This window comes from Flavobacterium sp. GNP011 (assembly GCF_056428925.1).
Genome location: NZ_JBWJVJ010000004.1, coordinates 94,557 through 112,206, shown reverse-complemented (window position 1 = coordinate 112,206; position 17,650 = coordinate 94,557). Strand labels below are relative to the sequence as shown.

Annotated in this window: 16 protein-coding genes; 13 read left to right on the top strand and 3 right to left on the bottom strand. The window is 33.8% G+C overall.

Going from position 1 to position 17,650, the window contains the following annotated elements:
• Positions 1 to 36: 36 nt before the first annotated feature.
• The 11 genes from AC061E_RS05405 to AC061E_RS05355 all read left to right on the top strand — a co-directional run bounded on the left by AC061E_RS05405 (position 37) and on the right by AC061E_RS05355 (position 12,672).
• Positions 37 to 909 (top strand): hypothetical protein, encoded by an 873-nt coding sequence (locus AC061E_RS05405; protein ID WP_478285355.1) that lies wholly within the window; start codon positions 37 to 39, stop codon positions 907 to 909.
• An 89-nt stretch (positions 910 to 998) separates the two neighbouring features.
• A complete protein-coding gene (locus AC061E_RS05400; protein WP_478285354.1) occupies positions 999 to 2,147 on the top strand; it encodes a glycosyltransferase family 4 protein in 1,149 nt (382 codons plus the stop codon).
• Positions 2,144 to 3,697 (top strand): glycosyltransferase family 2 protein, encoded by a 1,554-nt coding sequence (locus tag AC061E_RS05395; protein ID WP_478285353.1) that lies wholly within the window; start codon positions 2,144 to 2,146, stop codon positions 3,695 to 3,697. The genes AC061E_RS05400 and AC061E_RS05395 overlap by 4 nt, the downstream gene beginning before the upstream one ends.
• A complete protein-coding gene (locus AC061E_RS05390) occupies positions 3,687 to 4,535 on the top strand; it encodes an FkbM family methyltransferase (RefSeq protein WP_478285352.1) in 849 nt (282 codons plus the stop codon). Before AC061E_RS05395 ends, AC061E_RS05390 begins: the two co-directional genes overlap by 11 nt.
• Before the next feature lie 5 nt (positions 4,536 to 4,540).
• The gene (locus AC061E_RS05385) at positions 4,541 to 5,560 is read left to right on the top strand and encodes an exostosin domain-containing protein (protein WP_478285351.1); all 1,020 of its coding nucleotides are present in this window, start codon (positions 4,541 to 4,543) and stop codon (positions 5,558 to 5,560) included.
• Positions 5,550 to 6,569, top strand: coding sequence for a glycosyltransferase family 2 protein (locus tag AC061E_RS05380; protein WP_478285350.1), 1,020 nt, complete (start codon positions 5,550 to 5,552; stop codon positions 6,567 to 6,569). The genes AC061E_RS05385 and AC061E_RS05380 overlap by 11 nt, the downstream gene beginning before the upstream one ends.
• An 86-nt stretch (positions 6,570 to 6,655) precedes the next feature.
• Positions 6,656 to 7,585, top strand: coding sequence for a methyltransferase domain-containing protein (locus tag AC061E_RS05375; protein ID WP_478285349.1), 930 nt, complete (start codon positions 6,656 to 6,658; stop codon positions 7,583 to 7,585).
• Positions 7,582 to 8,700 (top strand): glycosyltransferase family 4 protein, encoded by a 1,119-nt coding sequence (locus tag AC061E_RS05370; protein ID WP_478285348.1) that lies wholly within the window; start codon positions 7,582 to 7,584, stop codon positions 8,698 to 8,700. Before AC061E_RS05375 ends, AC061E_RS05370 begins: the two co-directional genes overlap by 4 nt.
• Positions 8,697 to 9,773, top strand: a complete 1,077-nt coding sequence (locus AC061E_RS05365; RefSeq protein ID WP_478285347.1) for a glycosyltransferase — start codon at positions 8,697 to 8,699, stop codon at positions 9,771 to 9,773. The genes AC061E_RS05370 and AC061E_RS05365 overlap by 4 nt, the downstream gene beginning before the upstream one ends.
• Positions 9,770 to 11,110 carry an O-antigen ligase family protein gene (locus AC061E_RS05360; protein ID WP_478285346.1) on the top strand — a complete coding sequence of 447 codons (1,341 nt, stop codon included), beginning with the start codon at positions 9,770 to 9,772 and terminating at the stop codon, positions 11,108 to 11,110. Before AC061E_RS05365 ends, AC061E_RS05360 begins: the two co-directional genes overlap by 4 nt.
• Positions 11,111 to 11,277: 167 nt before the next feature.
• Complete coding sequence (locus AC061E_RS05355; protein ID WP_478285345.1) at positions 11,278 to 12,672, top strand: exopolysaccharide biosynthesis polyprenyl glycosylphosphotransferase; 1,395 nt, start codon at positions 11,278 to 11,280, stop codon at positions 12,670 to 12,672.
• 21 nt (positions 12,673 to 12,693) lie between these two features.
• On the opposite strand, the gene AC061E_RS05350 is transcribed toward AC061E_RS05355, so the two are convergent.
• Both AC061E_RS05350 and AC061E_RS05345 read right to left on the bottom strand, forming a co-directional pair.
• Positions 12,694 to 13,833, bottom strand: coding sequence for a lipoprotein N-acyltransferase Lnb domain-containing protein (locus AC061E_RS05350; protein WP_478285344.1), 1,140 nt, complete (start codon positions 13,831 to 13,833; stop codon positions 12,694 to 12,696).
• Between the two features lie 114 nt (positions 13,834 to 13,947).
• On the bottom strand, positions 13,948 to 15,018 hold the full coding sequence (locus AC061E_RS05345) for a putative type IX sorting system protein PorV2 (protein ID WP_478285343.1): 1,071 nt from the start codon (positions 15,016 to 15,018) through the stop codon (positions 13,948 to 13,950).
• Between the two features lie 238 nt (positions 15,019 to 15,256).
• Here AC061E_RS05345 and AC061E_RS05340 point away from each other — a divergent pair, with 238 nt between their 5' ends.
• A complete protein-coding gene (locus AC061E_RS05340; RefSeq protein WP_478285452.1) occupies positions 15,257 to 15,973 on the top strand; it encodes a CDP-alcohol phosphatidyltransferase family protein in 717 nt (238 codons plus the stop codon).
• 8 nt (positions 15,974 to 15,981) lie between these two features.
• The gene (locus AC061E_RS05335; RefSeq protein WP_478285342.1) at positions 15,982 to 16,848 is read left to right on the top strand and encodes a glycoside hydrolase family 25 protein; all 867 of its coding nucleotides are present in this window, start codon (positions 15,982 to 15,984) and stop codon (positions 16,846 to 16,848) included.
• 31 nt (positions 16,849 to 16,879) lie between these two features.
• On the opposite strand, the gene lptB is transcribed toward AC061E_RS05335, so the two are convergent.
• Positions 16,880 to 17,620: an LPS export ABC transporter ATP-binding protein gene (gene lptB, locus AC061E_RS05330; RefSeq protein WP_478285341.1), complete on the bottom strand. Its 741-nt coding sequence runs from the start codon at positions 17,618 to 17,620 to the stop codon at positions 16,880 to 16,882.
• Positions 17,621 to 17,650 lie beyond the last annotated feature (30 nt).

The following is a 17,650-nucleotide window of genomic DNA, read 5'->3' as shown; positions in this document are numbered from 1 at the left end:
AAGGAAACCTCAAATTCAACCTCGAAAAAACGAATAATGAAGCAGTTTTTAATTTTTATTGGCAAAACACTCTTGATACTCCTATTGTTAGCAGTGATCCTGGATGTTTTGTATACCTCTGTTTATTTGCAATCCTCCACAAGAGGAAAGATAGAACAGGTTTACAACTCAAAAGCTCAAAAACTTGATGTGGTTATTTTGGGATCCTCAAGAGCAAATAATCATTTTGTAACTCCATTATTTGAACAAAAAGGGTTGCGCGCTTTTAATTACGGAATGAGTGGTGGACATCTTTTTGAAGCCTCACTGCTATTAAAATTAATGATCGAAAAAAAGTATGTTATAAAAAATGTAGTTTTAGAAGCTGATTTGAATCTCTCCAATGAAAAGCGTGACGAAGGAGTTTCATCACATTTTCTGCCATTTTTGCATCAATCTCAAACTATAGCAAATCATTTTTCGAATGAAACTGATTTTGCATCCATGTATTATGTGCCTTTTTATAGGTATGTAGCATTTGATGCAAAAATAGGTTTTAGAGAGTTATTTAATGTAGTGCAACAAAAGCCTACGACTTTACTAGATAATTCAGGGTATTATCCTTTATACAAAAATCCAAAGGCAAATATGAAGAATGATTTGACCAACTTAAAGCCTTTGAAAAACAAATATTTTGAAGAAATAAAACAGCTTTGTAAAGAGAATAACATTAACTTTATTGCTATCATGACGCCTATGTGTAGCAATACCAAAGGCATGAATTATTTTGAAAAAGTAAACAAATTATATCCTGAAATTCATAATTATGAAAATGTGGTGATTGGAGATCAATATTTTTCATCTTGTGGCCATTTGAATGATGCAGGAGCTAGAAAGTTTACCTCAGTTGTAATTACGGATTTTTTTTAACAGTAAAGAACACAAAATTAAATAGAGCAGAATAAAACGTCGGTGGGTTAGAATAATACATTGGCCATTAAACTTGTAATCCATACCTTATGCATATTGCTTTTCTTACGCCAGAATATCCTCATAAGCAAGTAGCTCACGCTGCGGGCATTGGCACAAGTATTAAAAACTTGGTAGTAGCTTTCGCTAAAGAAAAGATTAAGGTAACGGTGATCGTATATGGTCAGGCGGAAAATACTCAACTTGACGAAAATGGAGTAGCGATACATATTTTAAAATCAAAAAAATATCGATTTCTAGGCTGGTATTTGCATAGAAAATACATTCAGGATTATGTAAATGATTTGATAATCACCGAAAAAATTGATCTTCTTGAAGCACCTGATTGGACAGGGATTACAGCTTTTATGAAACTAAAAGCGCCATTGGTAATTCGTTTTCATGGTAGTGATACCTATTTTTGTCATCTTGAAAAGCGCAAACAAAAATGGAAAAACTTTTGGTTCGAAAAGCAAGCTGTTAAAAAAGCCAAGGCGTTTATAGCTCCCACTGCTTACGCTGGAAGAGTATCTAAAGAATTATTTGGAATTAAAAACAAAACTGTAAAAACCATTCATTATGGATTGGCATTAGAAGATTTTCAAAATCCAAATCCAACACAATTTGAGAGCGGACTGTTATTGTACATAGGCACTATTATTAGAAAAAAAGGAGTTCTGGAATTGCCTGCTATTTTCAATATCGTGCGTACGAAATTCCCAGAGGCCAAACTGGTTTTGATAGGTGGAGATGCATCTGATATAGCAACGGGAGCAACATCTACTTGGGAGTTACTACAGCAAAGTTTTGACAGTGAAGACGTAAAAAATGTAACGTACTTAGGGAAAATACCGTATCAAGAAATCCAAAAACACATAAAACAAGCACAAGTATGTATTTTTCCTAGCTATGCAGAGACCTTAGGAATGGTGACAATTGAGTCTATGGCTTTGCAGAAACCTGTGGTAAATACCAATATTGGGTGGGCGCAAGAATTGATGGTGGATGCTGAAAGTGGTTTTTTAGTGCATCCTGCACATCATCAACAATTTGCAAATCGTATTTTTACTGTTCTGGAGCAACCGCAACTTGGTATTAAAATGGGTAAGAACGCCAGCCTATATGTGGAAGAACATTTTGATATCGAAAAAATTGTAGTAGAAAATATTCAATTTTATAAATCAATCTTCGCGAAGTGATTATAGTATATCATAGAGATAGCAAAGTTACTGCCGTTGATGGAGTTTCACCTGTGTTTTATTCAAAGTTAAATAGAAGCAATATTGCGCATACATTATTTCTTATAGCTAGTGAAAATCCAAATGCAAAAATAGTTTGGTGTCATGAAACCGTGAAGAAAAAACTGAATCTAATAGCCTTAGATGCTCTTTCAAAGCATAAAAATGTCATGTTGAGTTACAAAGGAGCAGCAGATTTGCCATTTCAAAATTTAGTAAGTTATATAGAGCAATCTCCCTTTTTAAAAGTCAATCACACCGTTACCTATCCTACGTGGTGCATGAGTTCAACCGTTGGAGTGATACACGCCTCGGTACTAGAGCGCTATAAATCACTGCTTAAACCCGATGTCAATTTGGATTATTTTTTGTGTTCTATTGCAAAAATAGGAATGATCAAAGGCCTGTTTTGTTATGCTGCACCACAATTATTGTTTGATAATCAAGATGTAATTCATGAAAAGCCTATTAGTACCTTTGCAGCTTTTAAGTTTGTGAGTCAGCATTTTAAAAAGCAATGGGTGTTCTTTTTATTTTTTATGATGTTGATTTATGAAAAACGATTCGCTTTTTTTCCTCTTTTAAAGGCCTTGTTTTTTAAAAGTCGCTTGCATATGGACCTTAATTTTGAGTCCTTAATGACAGATGCTGCCCAAGATGCTCAAGAGTTGCCTTCTATTGATGTTATCATTCCTACTTTGGGAAGGAAAGTGTATTTGTATGATGTACTTCTTGATTTGGCTGCCCAATCTCATTTGCCTGTACATGTAATTGTGATTGAGCAAAATCCTGTTCCTGATAGTATTTCAGAACTAGAATATTTGCAAGGAAAACACTGGCCTTTTGTTGTAAAACACATCTTTACACATCAAACTGGTGCTTGCAATGCACGAAATCTAGCTTTAGATCTAGTGGAAAGCGAGTGGGTATTTCTTGGGGATGATGACAACCGTTTTGGACAACATTTGATTCGGGATGTGTTACAAAACGCAACAATGTATGGCTTAGAAGCTATAACTACTGCTTATTTGCAGGAGGGTGAAACTCAAATATTCAATACCATTCATCAATCGGGTATTTTTGGGTCTGGAAATAGTTTTGTAGCTGCACCATCCTTAAAAAATATTCGATTTGACAAGGCATTAGAATTTGGTTATGGAGAGGATACTGATTTTGGTCTACAACTACGAAATTCAGGTTGTGATATTATTTATTTTCCCAGTTTAAAAATCACGCATCTCAAAGCACCGTCGGGAGGTTTTAGAACGCCACTGCCTCAATTATGGGAACAAGATTGCATTCAACCCAAACCATCACCTACTATATTGTATGTGTATTTAAAACATTTTACCTTAAAGCAATTAAAAGGTTTTAAACTCTTACTTTTTTTTAAGCTTCTAAAAAAAGAACCCATTTTAAAGAGTATTCTTTTTGTTTGTAATTTTAATAAAAAATGGGAAAGAAGTTTTTTTTGGGCACAAAAATTAAAAATGGGACAACATGAGAATTAAATACACCTATGCTAAATTACTCAAAAGATGGGATGACTTTAAGCAGCATCCATTAACAAAAGGTACTGTGTGGAAAGCTTTTTTTAGATATGTTTCATTCAATAGTATTCAAAGTTTACATCCTAAACCAAGACAGTATGATTGGATTGATGGTTTGAAGTTTTATGCTCAAAAAGGAGATGCAGGTATTGTGGCAAATATTTATTATAAACTATTTGATTACGAAGATTCTATGTTTTTGTTGCATCATTTAAAATCAAAGGACTTGTTTATTGATGTTGGAGCAAATGTGGGGCATTTTACTTTACTGGCTGCAGGAATATGTGAAGCAGATGTAATAGCTTTTGAACCTATACCATCCACGTTTGTAAAATTGACAAAAAATATAGACTTAAATAATCTATCGCAAAAAATCACAACATATAATATTGGAATAGGTGAAGAGGAATCCTTTTTGAATTTTACACAGCATAAGGGAGTCATGAATGCAGTTGCTTTAGAGCAGGAATCAGGATGTGTTACCGTTGAGGTAAAAAAACTCGACACAATTCTTATAGATAAAGCTCCAACTTTTTTGAAAGTTGATGTTGAAGGTTATGAATATTTTGTTCTAAAAGGAGCAACAGCTATACTAAAGCGTGAAAGTCTCAAATATATTATTATTGAGTTAAACTCGTCTAATTTGAAATTTGGTCATACCAACCAACAAATATTTGAATTATTACTTTCTTTTAACTTTGTACCTATTCGATACGATGTGGAGAATAAAAAGTGTATTGAAATGGAGAGTTTTAACACGTTGACATTCAATACTATTTTCATTAAGAAAAGCAAATAATACAAATGCTAAAAATTTATACCAATCATCTGTTTATAACTCCTGAAAACCGCAAAGAAGTTTTTCCGTTGTTGTTTGATTTGTGTTATACGGAGAATAGTATTTTGCATACCCTTTATGAGTTCGTATCAACTCTTGAAGCGTGTGATGTAGCAATAGTTCCTGTAAATTTGCGACGGTTTGGTACCCGTAGGGATTTAAATCAATTTATTTCTGAGGCCCAAAAAAGGCGTAAAATAGTTTGGCTGTATTCTGGGGGAGATTTTGGATTAACATTAGACTCGGCTGTTCATGTATTTAGAAACGGTGGTTTTCATTCTAAGTTACCAAGGACTACTTTTATTTTGCCGTCTTTTATCAATGATCCCTTTCAAAATAAAGATCAAGTAGTAGTTGCTATTCCTAAAATTGCGTTGCCTCAAATAGGGTTTGTGGGGCATGCAGCTAATTCAATTACTAAACAGTTAAAAGAATTAATTGGGTATTTTAAAAATAATTTAGATATAATTTTAAAGCGGGAACAAGCTGATTTTCAAAATTTTTATCCTTCTAGTACAAAACGCTATCACTTTTTAAAACAATTATCAAAAAGTGAAAAAGTAGCAACTAATTTCATTTTGAGAAAAAATTATAGTGCTGGTGCAAAAACAGTTCAGGACAAAGTCATTGCAAGACAGGAATTTTTTGATAATATTGCTGCTAATCCGTACACGTTTTGCATGCGTGGAGCAGGAAATTTTTCGGTTAGGTTTTATGAAACGTTGGCCATGGGAAGGATTCCAGTAGTGGTTAACACGGATATTCGATTGCCTCTAGATGATCAAATTGATTGGAGTAAACATTGCGTGATGGTATCTGAGGGAAACATGATACAAGAGTTGGTTGCTTTTCACACTGATATTGAACCAAAAGATTTTATTCAAATGCAAATTGACAACCGTAATTTATGGTTGAATTTTTTAGAACGAGAAGCTTATTTTAGTACTATATACCGTGTTTTTAAAAATAGAATGAATGAAGTTTAGTCTCATTATATGTACGTACATGCGCCCACAAGCCGTGGTGAAACTTTTGCAATCTGTTGCGAAGCAGTCCCTTTATCCAGATGAAATTTTAATCATTGATGGCAGTGAGAACCAAGATACTGAAAATGCTGTTGCACAACATGATTTTGCTAAGGTGGCTTATTACAAAGTAAGTGAATCAGAAAGAGGTTTGACAAAGCAAAGAAATTTTGGCATTCAAAAAAGTGATAGAAGTTCCCAAGTGATTTGTTTTCTAGACGATGATACCATACTTACTCCCAATTATTGCTTGGAAATCATCAAAACATTCAAAGAGGATGAAGGCCTTGTAGGAGTGGGAGGTGTTGCGGTGAACGAAAATAAATGGCAAGAAAAAAAACCGAATATTTCTTATCATCCTCATTATTTTTATCAATGGGAAAATTACGTTTATCCCGAAGGATTACGTAATGTAGTTCGTAATTATCTGGGTTTGTCTTCTCCATTACATCCGGGAAAAATGCCTAATTTCTCTCATGGTCGCACTTGCGGTTATCCCTTGACAGGCAAAATCTATGATGTAGATTTGTTAATTGGCATGTCAATGTCCTTTCGGGCAAGTGTTTTTAAGGAGTTGCAATTTTCTACTTATTTTGAAGGATATGGCTTGTATGAAGATGCTGATTTCAGTTTGAGAGTCATGCAATATGGTAAAAATGTTATCAATACAAAGGCTCAATTGCACCATTATCACGAACCTTATGGTAGACCAAATCAATATAAATATGGTAAAATGGTTGTTCGAAACGGTTGGTACGTGTGGCGAGTGAAGAATCCAAATCCTAAAATCAAGGATAGGCTCAAATGGCATGCAATTACCGTTTTGTTATTGTGCATCAGAGGTACAAATTCTTTGAAAGGCAATGATAAAAAAGCTGCATTTTTAGAAACCATAGGAAGAGTTGTAGGTTGGACATCGGTTTTATTTTATCCGCCGCAAATACAAAGTAGGGATTATGGAGGCCTTTAATGTAATTGCAAAAGATTCGCTAAGAATTCCGTTGGCTTTTAGAATAAAAAAGCATTAAATTTGAATGCCACAATTTACCCTACTGTATGCAAAAACACATTATTCATCCTGATACACACGCTAAATTAATATCATCTACAAAAGATTTTTTTCATTTTGAAGATGGTAGTCAGTTGCCTGTTTTTAATGGGATTCCAGTTCTTTTTGGATCGGAATCTATGTTCTGTTACGAGGATATTTGCAAAGCCAAAGTGACTACTCAAAACGGGGCTCATTTAGACACCTCAAACCTCAAAAATTACATCCGTAGAAAAATGTTACCTGCTTTATGTGCTGATTTTAATATGGATCAGCGGTATATTGAACTGGCAAAAAGGTTGACTAAAGACAGTAAAGTACTTATTATAGGTGTGGGCGAAAAGGCTACTTATTATAAAAATATTTTCAGTGATGGCGAGGTTATAACCACTGATGTTCATGCTACTTTTAAACCAGATTATATTTTTGACGGGCATTACATCCCGTTTGAAAATGCTTGTTTTGACCTTGTTCTTGCGGCACAAGTTATAGAGCATACTTTGCATCCGTGGCTTTTTTGTGAAGAATTACAAAGGGTTACCAAAATAAATGGTTTCTTGCAAATAGAAGCTCCACAATCATTTCCATATCATGCTGAACCCTATGATTTTTTTAGATTTACTTTTACTGGTATGCGAAGTTTGTTTCGGGAATGTGCCGTTGTTACTTCTGAAATAACTGAGGGTAACGCAGCAAATGTAGCGGTTACGGTATCTAATTTTTTTATCAATACTTCTTCTACTAGGTGGATAAGGAGTGCATGGTTGTTTGTTACTAGATTGACATTAGGATGGATGAAATATCTAGACCGCCCGAAAGCTAGTCTTACCAGACGATCCGTTTCAATGCCAAAAGGGTATGCGTTTACTTTTCAAAAAGATTCTCAGCCCCGATCTTCAAAAGACTTATTAACGGAGTTTTATCAATTAAAAAAATGAGACTTCTCGTTATTACCCATGTTCCTCATGTTCATAAAGACGGGCGTTATTATGCCTATGCTCCTTATGTAAAAGAAATGAATTTGTGGTTAAAACATTGTGATACAGCAACTTTTATTGCTCCTTTACAAAACGAAAGGCATACAGTAATTGATGCTTTTTATGCACACAATAGATTACAATTTGTACCTGTAGCACGTTTTGATGTGCTTCATTTTAAGAGTGCATTGCAGGCTTTTTTTAAAATTCCAAAAATTTGCATCCAGCTTTTTAAAGCAATGCAAAAGGCAGATCATATTCATTTACGATGTCCTGGAAATATAGGAATGCTGGGCTGTATCGTTCAAATATTTTTTCCTAACACCCCAAAAACAGCTAAGTATGCAGGCAATTGGGATCCTAATGCAAAACAACCTTGGACGTATAGGTTGCAAAAGTGGATTTTGAATTCTACTTTCTGGAGCAAGAACATGAATGTTTTGGTGTATGGTGAATGGAAAAACAACAGTTTAAATTGCAAACCTTTTTTTACGGCAAGTTATTCAGAAAACGAAATAGTTCCACTTGAACCATGGAGTCCAAATGCTGTCTTTACGTTTGTCTTTGTGGGTGCATTGGTATCTGGGAAAAATCCTCTTTACGCCATAAAGCTTATCGAAAAATTACTACATCAAGATTGTAGTGTTACTTTAAAAATCTATGGTGACGGACCTTTAAAAGTTTCTTTAGAAGAGTATGTCAATACTAATAATTTGTCTCAATGGATTACCGTAATGGGAAATCAAAGTAGTGAAGTGGTAAAAAATGCCTATCAATCCAGTCATTTTGTGATATTACCTTCGAATAGTGAGGGTTGGCCCAAAGCCATTGCCGAAGGGATGTTTTGGGGCTGTATTCCATTAGCAACTTCCGTATCTTGCGTTCCAAATATGTTAGATTTTGGCAAAAGAGGAGTTTTGCTTACCATGCAATTAGAGCAGGATAGTAAAGAGATTTTTGCTCTTTTACAAGATACTACTATGCAAGAAATAAAACGCAAAGCGGCAGCTGATTGGTCCAGAGCATATACAATAGAGCGTTTTGAAAACGAAATACAATTGCTTTTACAACCATGAGAATCATACAACTCATAGATACACTTGCTGCTGGAGGCGCTGAACGAATGGCTGTGAATTATGCCAATGCGCTAAACAAAAGAATTGATTTTTCGGGGATTGTATGCACGCGTCAGGAAGGACCATTGCGAGAGCATATCGAATTTAAAACCGCTTATTTTTTTTTAAACAAAAAACGAACCTTTGATTTTAAAGCTATTTGGGCTTTTCGCCAATATGTTACTAAAAATAAAATTGAAGTGATTCATGCTCATAGTACCTCCTTCTTTTTAGCTTTTATGGTAAAACTGCTACGTCCTTCTTTACAATTAATTTGGCACGATCATTATGGTGATAGTGAGTTTTTACAAGCTAGACCCACACTGGTATTGCGTTTCATTTTACCCTTTTTCAATGGGATTATTGGTGTAAACCAAAAATTAAAAAATTGGGCTGAAACAAAAGGGTTTAGTAACAATGTTATTTATTTAGAAAATTTTACAACTCCCCAAAAACTCGAGAATAGTACAAGCAAGTTACATGGTGAAGTGGGAAAACGAATTGTATCCTTAGCTAATTTGAGGATTCAAAAAAATCATACTCTACTTTTAGAAGTTGCTGTTTTAGTCCAGAATTCCCATCCTGACTGGACCTTTCATCTTGTAGGTAAAGACTTTAATGATGATTATTCACATGCTTTAAAAAAAAATATTATAGCTCTTAATCTTGAGCAAACCGTTTTTATCTATGGATCCAGAAGTGATGTTTCTAATGTTTTACACCAAGCGACAATTGGGATATTGACTTCATCTTCTGAAGGGCTACCTCTCGCTTTGTTAGAGTATGGTAGTGCAGGCTTGGCCACCGTTGTAACTGATGTCGGGGAAAATGGCGCTGTAATTAGTAATGATGAAAATGGCTATCTCGTAGTTCAAAATTCAAAAATATTCTATGAAAAACTGCTACTTTTGATGCAGGATGAGGTAAAACGAATTACTTTTGGCGCAAAGCTGAAAGAAACTGTTCATGCAAAATTCTCAGAAGAGCATGTTATTTCACTTTATTTAAGTTGGTTGGAAAAGCGCAATACATGAAAAAAGAAGATAAGGCCTATTTGTTTCTAATTCTCCTGCATGCCGTACTTGGTATGCTTGTTTTTGTAGTTCCTTTTGTGTCCAAATTATATGGATACGCCGTGTTTTTTTTAGGGATTTATTATGTTGTTAAAAAGCAAAATGCAAATAATGAATGCTTGCAAGTAGCTGCTTATGTTGTAGGTAGCGAAATAATTTTAAGAATGACCGGAGGAAATATTTCCTATGAATTTTCAAAATATGAGGTCATTATTTTTTTGTTTTTGGGAATGTATTTTAAGGGATTTTCTCGTTCTGCTTTTCCGTATTGGTTTTTTTTATTCCTTCTTATTCCTGGGGTAATCATGTCTACTTTTGTACTGAATTTCAATACGAATATAAAAAATGCGATTGGGTTTAATATTTCTGGACCTATTTGTTTGGCGTTTGCTTCTTTGTATACTTATCGTAGAAGAATAAGTTTGGCTCAGATGAATTCAATCCTTCTTTGTGTGGGATTACCTATTGTAAGCTGTACTGTTTATCTTATTTTTTATACACCCAATGTTCGAGCTGTAATTACAGGAACCCAATCCAGTTTTGAAACATCCGGGGGGTTTGGGCCGAACCAAGTTGCCACTTTTCTAGGTTTAGGAATGTTTATTTTTTTTTCGAGAATTATTTTAGAATCAAAAAATACGTTTTTGGTTGTACTTAATTTGATAATTGCTTTGAATATTAGTTACAGGGGTATGGTTACTTTTTCAAGAGGAGGTATGATTACTGGTTTTTTTATGATTGTTATGTTGTTGTTGTTCTTATATTTCAAGTCAAATAGTGGAGGAAAAGTTAAATTAAGTTATATCTTCATTATTATATCGCTCGCTATGATGGCTATTTGGTCTTACTCCTCGTATCAAACTGGTGGACTTATTGATAAACGTTATTCCAATCAAGATGCTGCGGGAAGAGCAAAGCAAAGCCAGTTTACAGGAAGAGAAGATGTGGCTCAAAATGAAATCAACATGTTTCTGAAAAATCCGATTTTTGGTGTAGGTGTAGGAAAGGGAGTAGAGATCAGAGAGCAGCAATTAGGTATTAAAGTTGTATCTCATGATGAAATAACTAGAATGCTTGCTGAGCATGGATCCTTAGGTTTGGTAGGATTATTAATTTTGCTAGTAACACCTTTTGTTTTATTTGTTGAAAACAAGTTTAACATGTATTTAATTTGTTTTGTAGTGTTTTGGTTTCTCACAATCAACCATGCGGCTATGCGTACAGCGGCACCTGCGTTTATTTATTCTTTGGCACTGTTAAATGTACAACTACGCACTTCGTCAAGAGATGAAACGTAATAATTTGTATGTTAGCAGCATAGTTTATATTCTATGCGATATACTTTAATATTATAGTTTTCGCTTCCTTTTTTCGAGTCGCTATATTTGTTAAAAAAAAACAAAGATTTTCTAAATTTATCTCCTCTTAAAAGTGCTATCTTGCAGTACCAATCATAATACGATTTATGTTTTCTATTGGCAAAATACATTTTGAAATTTCAGAGCGAAAGTTAATTCTACGCCTATTTGATGTTCTGTTTGTTTTAACGGCCTTATACGCACTGGGTCAGTTTTTTGTGTTCGATTATTTTAGCATTTCAGCAACAAATTATTATTGGACAATAGTTCTTGCGGTATATATCAATTTCTTTGGTACCATTTTCGAAATGTACAACTTGCAGGTAGCAAGCAATCAATTTCAAGTTTTAAAAAGTACTTTAATTACCGCCTCTGTTACTGCATTGGTATATCTGTTAACACCTTTTTTCTCGCCTGTTTTACCAAGTAGTAGGCTGCAAATATTATTGTTTTTCAGTGTTACTTTCCTCTCATTATATGCTTGGCGCATCTTGTATGTTGTTTTTTTAGCTTCTACTAGATTTTATCAAAATGCAGTTTTAATTTGTGACGAAAAACGAGTTCAAGAACTTATAGATGGTCTTGAAGATATTGACCCGCATTATAAAATTTTAGCGTATGCTAATGTTTCACAACCTGATACAGAAAGTAAACATTACAACTATGTGCCTGAAATCACGGCCAGTGATCTGTTGCAATTTGTCAAAGAAAATAAAGTATCCGAAATTGTTGTGGCTACAAATCATGAAGAGGGTATGGATACTATCTTGTATCAAAATTTACTCCATGTTTTAGAGTCGGGAACAGTAATTAGAGAATATACTCAAGTATACGAAAGTAAAACCCAGCGTATCCCTATTCAGTACATGGAAAAAGATTTTTACCGCTGCTTTCCTTTTAGTCGAAGCAATCATAACAAGTTGTATTTATTAATTGTGAGATTCTGTGAGATTGCAATTGCTTTGTTAGGTGTTTTTATTGGTTTGTGTTTGATCCCATTTTTATGGATAGGAAATAGTATTGGCAATAAAGGAAGTTTGTTTTATTTACAAGAGCGCGTGGGTAAAAACGGTATTGTTTTTCAAATCTTGAAATTCCGTACGATGATCGAAAATGCCGAAAAAAATGGCGCAGTTTTTACAACCGTAAATGATTGTCGTGTTACTGCTTTTGGAAAGTTTTTAAGAAAAACTAGAATTGATGAATTCCCACAATTTATCAACATTATAAAAGGCGATATGTCAGTTATAGGTCCACGTCCAGAACGTCCTGTTTTTGTCAAAGAAATAGGTGCTATTATGCCTTTCTATGATACTCGTCATATTATTAAACCAGGACTCACCGGTTGGGCACAAGTTAATTATTCTTATGGCGATACCATATCAGATAGTGTTATAAAGTTGCAATATGACTTATACTACATCAAACACCGTAGTATCTATCTTGATCTTAATATAGTTTTTAAAACCATTACAACCGTTTTGTTTTATCGCGGTCAGTAAATTATATTTTTAATTGAACACTTAGATAATAATTGGAATTCTACGTTTGTTTTGAATGGCAATTCTCACTAAAATGATTCCAGAAGTTACAAGTAATGGCAACACAACAATAAGGTGAACTTTGTTGATCATTATTACCAGATAAACAAATAAACAAAGTAGGTTAAAAAGAGCAAGTCTGTAAATTCCCTTTTTATTTTTTCTCCAAAAAAAGAATAAAAAGCCAAGCAGTGTAGGATTAAAAAGCAAAATATTATAATTATTTTCCAGTTCAAGATGCAAGGAATAAAACCATGCAAAAGTGAAAAAGAACCCAATGCAAGCCATTATACTCAAGAAAAATAAATTTATAAATCGCTTGTTAAGTAACACTATAAAAAAAAGTAAAGCGAAATAAGTGTAAGGATTGTTCCAGTAGGAAAACGGAGCTTCCTTGTTAAGTGAAAGCAGTGTTTTAGTTTCTGATACAATTGGGTTATTTTGATATTGAATTTTTTTCAAGCTTTCCAATAATTGAAAGGGTAAAAAAAGTTGTATTCCTAGTTGATCTACTTTGGTGCCAAAAATGATACTTGTTCCCAGTTTTTCATAAAAGTGATTTTGAAAATAGGGAAACAAAATAGCTCTGTATGTCTCGTCTTGGTGGTATTTATTTACAATTAGTTTCGTTTGGAGCGTTTTATTGATCAGGTCAACCACCATTGAGGTGCAATTTTTATCTATAAATTTATAAGTATAATAACTAGAACCAGATGTTAGTGAGGAGTTTATAGCGTCAAATAAATCTTGCTTTTGAGATAAAGTAAGCTGCAATTCTTGTTCAAAAACAGAGCGTTGCTCGTATTGGTATTGGGAAATAAATTCGGGAAATGTATGGACTGCAGCAAAATATTGCAAGTCTCCTTTTACAAATTTCATAACAAAATTTGGGGTTTGAAAATCAAATGCGCCATAATTATAAACCAAATCCAAAGCGTTTGCAGAATCTTGTATACGAAGCGCAGTGTGTCCAAAAAGGGAATACGATTCATTTCCTGTTCCACAAGTAATTACACTTACTTTAGAACTATTTGATAATAAAGTTTTTTGACTGAAAACCCATTGAGATGCGATTAAAAAACAAAGTATAAGTGCATTTTTTTTAATCATTGATGCTAGCATGTTCATGTAGTTTAGATGTATTTGTAGTAATGAAACAGAAAACAAATATAAAAATAATAAGCTTTAACAGCTTTCTTTTTGTTCAAAACAAACTTGAAAAATCTTTATCAAATTTTAATTGCGAAACATACTCAAATCTACTTTTATAGAAAAAATATTAGAATACAAAGCCCTGCTTTGATTGCCTATATCTGTCAAAGCATAATCTATTTGAATACCTTTATACTTGAATCCTAATCCTATATTGGGCTGAAAACCTATTTTTTCACTCCCGTCTAGTTGCATTACGTTTTGAAAATTCCCCATTCCAGTTCGGATAAAAACCAAATCGGTATAGCCAAATTCTAGTCCTACAGCAGGATCTACACTAATGCCATCTGTTGAAATTAAATCATTTGTTCTAGCAAATCGCATGTTCATGTTTACTGCGGCCTCAATGCTGTAATCGTATCTAAATATGAATTTTTTTGCCAATCCTAGTTGGACTTTTGGTGCAGTAATTTCGGCGCTTTCGGGCAATTCTTGGTTTTCACCTGGAATAGCATTGGCAATTTTTTGGTATTCTTTTTCATTGATATCCCATACGTTGTAGGTAGTGGTAATGTCTCTAACCATCAATCCAAATTGCCAATTATTTTTTTCAAATTGAATTCCAGCATCAAAACCAAATCCCCATGAGTTTGCAAACTTCCCTATGATACGCCGAATTATTTTTGCATTAATCCCATATTGAAATCCGGGTACGGGTAGCTTTCGAGCATACGAAAAGGTAAAACCATAATCAGCCGTTGAAAATAAGCTGATTCTATTGTAGTCAATATTCCCTTCGCTATCAATAAGTTCAGTGGTGTTTAAAATATCATCCACCCCAAAACGGATCAAAGAAATTCCCCATGCACTGCGCTCATCAATAGGACTGGCATAGGCAAGATAATCGTATTGAGCTATATTGGCAAAATAATTAGCATGCATAAATGAGGCTTGATGATCTTCAAGACCTATCAATCCAGCAGGATTCCAGTAACCAGAGTTAACATCTTTTGTAGAAGCAACAACAGTATTTGATCGTCCTAATGCCGCAGCATCAACACCAATATTCATGAATTCATTTGAATATTTTCGTACGGTTTGACTACTAGCAGCGCTACTTATGCATAGAATAATTATGAAAAGACTTTTTTTCAATTATGAGGTTTTTTTTATGTAGTGCAATTTTTTTTCAAAAATAGAATTTTTTAATGAGCTTCATACTATTAGTAAATTGAATTATAACGCCATAACGATTGTAAAAGTATGATGTCCCATTTTTAATAGTGGATAGTATAATGCTTTGTACCAATTTTAAATGTATGATTTAAAAAAAACATGCATTTCAAAGACTTATTGTACTAAATTTGTACTGTAAATTTATAACGCTCCACAGATAATGCTTAAAAAACACATTCCTAATAGTATCACATTACTCAATCTTTTTTCTGGTTGTATTGCGCTTGTTTTTGCTTTTCATCAAGATTTTAAAATGGCTTTCTTTTTTGTGTGCCTCGGAATTTTTTTAGATTTTTTTGATGGTTTTTTTGCCCGTTTGTTCAAGGTGTCTAGCCCATTAGGGTTGCAACTTGATTCATTAGCTGATATGGTTACAAGCGGTGTAGTACCAGCGGTGGTTATGTACCACATGATGATTAGTAATTTAAGTACTGCGGCAGCTGCACCATGGCAGTATTTCCCTTATTTAGGTTTTATAATTGCACTAGGTTCTTGCTATAGATTGGCTAATTTCAATATAGACACCCGTCAATCCGATTCTTTTATAGGACTTCCCACTCCAGCAAATGCGCTTTTTATTTTAAGTTTACCTCTAGTTTTAGCAAGTACTGATTCCTTAATTGTAATTGAATTACTAACTAATGATTGGTTTTTATTAGTAATCACACTATCGAGTGCTTTCATGCTCAATGCTGAGATTCCTTTATTTTCATTAAAAATCAAAAAGTTTAGCTTCAGAGAGAATGCATTACAAATAGTATTTCTTGCAGTTTCACTTTGCCTTATGCTATTTTTTGGGTTTCTAGGAATACCGTTGTTAATTACTTTCTATATCCTTCTTTCTGTAATCCAAAATAAATTTTTACAAAAGTAATTTTTGTAATGAAAAAAAAAGTCAGTACAAGAAAGCATTCATATAATAGAACGACTACTAGAAAAACGAATCGTTCTAAGGGTACACTTTTTTGGTGGTTTTTAGTTGTTTGTTTTTTTGGTCTAATTTTATATCTGGGCTATCATTATAGAGGAGGTCTTGCGTATTATTTAGGATTTAAATCCAATAAAGCAAATTCCCAAACTACTGAAGAAAAACGTATTTCAGACATTAGAAATGTTCAGGTCCTTGAAAAAAGCAACGGAAAAAGTGTGGGTATAGATGTTTCTGAATACCAAGGAAAAATAAGTTGGTCGTATGTTGATACATTGGAGCAACAATATCCCATTCAATTTGTATTTATTAGAGCCACGGTAGGAAAAGATAGAAAAGATAGAAAATTTGATCAAAATTGGGCTGGTGCCAAAAAAAATAAAATGATTCGAGGAGCCTATCATTATTATCGTCCCAATGAAAATTCAATAGAGCAAGCCCGATTTTTTATAAAGACAGTTACCCTACAAAAAGGGGATTTGCCTCCAGTGGTTGACCTTGAAAAACTTCCAATAAATCAATCCATTCAAAATTTAAAACTAGGTTTGAGAAGATGGTTGCAGGCGGTTGAAGCACATTATCAAGTAAAGCCCATAATTTATACCGGAGAACGTTATTACGATGATTTTTTGAAAGAAGAGTTTAGTGACTACCTTTTTTGGATTGCCAATTATAATTTTTATCGAGAAGAAATGAAAGACAATTGGTTGTTTTGGCAATTTACAGAAAAAGCAACGGTTCCAGGTATAAAAGGCAATGTAGACGTTAATATTTATAACGGAGATTTGCAACAATTGCAACACATCACCTTAGAGGAATAACCAAAAGAAGTTTACTGTAATTAGTGATAAATTAAAATTCTAATTTTCTTTTTCTCAATTCAAAATTTTGACCAAGATATACTCTTCGTACCATTTCGTCCTCCACTAATTCTTCGGGAATTCCTGCTTTAAGAATACCGCCTTCAAACATTAAGTAGGTTTTGTCAGTAATAGCAAGAGTTTCTTGTACGTTGTGATCAGTTATTAAGATACCAATATTTTTGTTTTTCAATTGTGCCACAATTCTTTGAATGTCCTCTACCGCTACTGGATCAACCCCTGCAAAAGGTTCATCAAGCAAAATAAATTTAGGGTCGGTGGCCAAACATCTTGCAATTTCGGTTCTGCGTCGTTCTCCACCCGAAAGTAAATCACCACGGTTTGTACGAATGTGTTCTAAACTAAATTCTTCAATTAAACTTTCCATTTTAGCTTCTTGTTCTGCTTTTGAAAGTGTAGTCAACTGCAATACACTGAGAATGTTATCTTCAATGCTTAATTTTCTAAAAACGGATGCTTCTTGAGCAAGATATCCTATGCCTTGCTGCGCACGCTTGTACATAGGATAGTCAGTAATGTTTAAATCGTCTAAAAAAATATTTCCTGAATTGGGTTTAACCAATCCTACTATCATGTAAAATGAGGTAGTTTTTCCAGCACCATTAGGCCCAAGTAAACCTACAATTTCTCCTTGATTTACCTCTACAGAAATCCCTTTTACAACGCTTCTTCCCTTGTATGTTTTAATTAAATTTTCGGCTCTTAATTGCATTTAAGTTATCAGTTTAATGGGTTTGTAGTT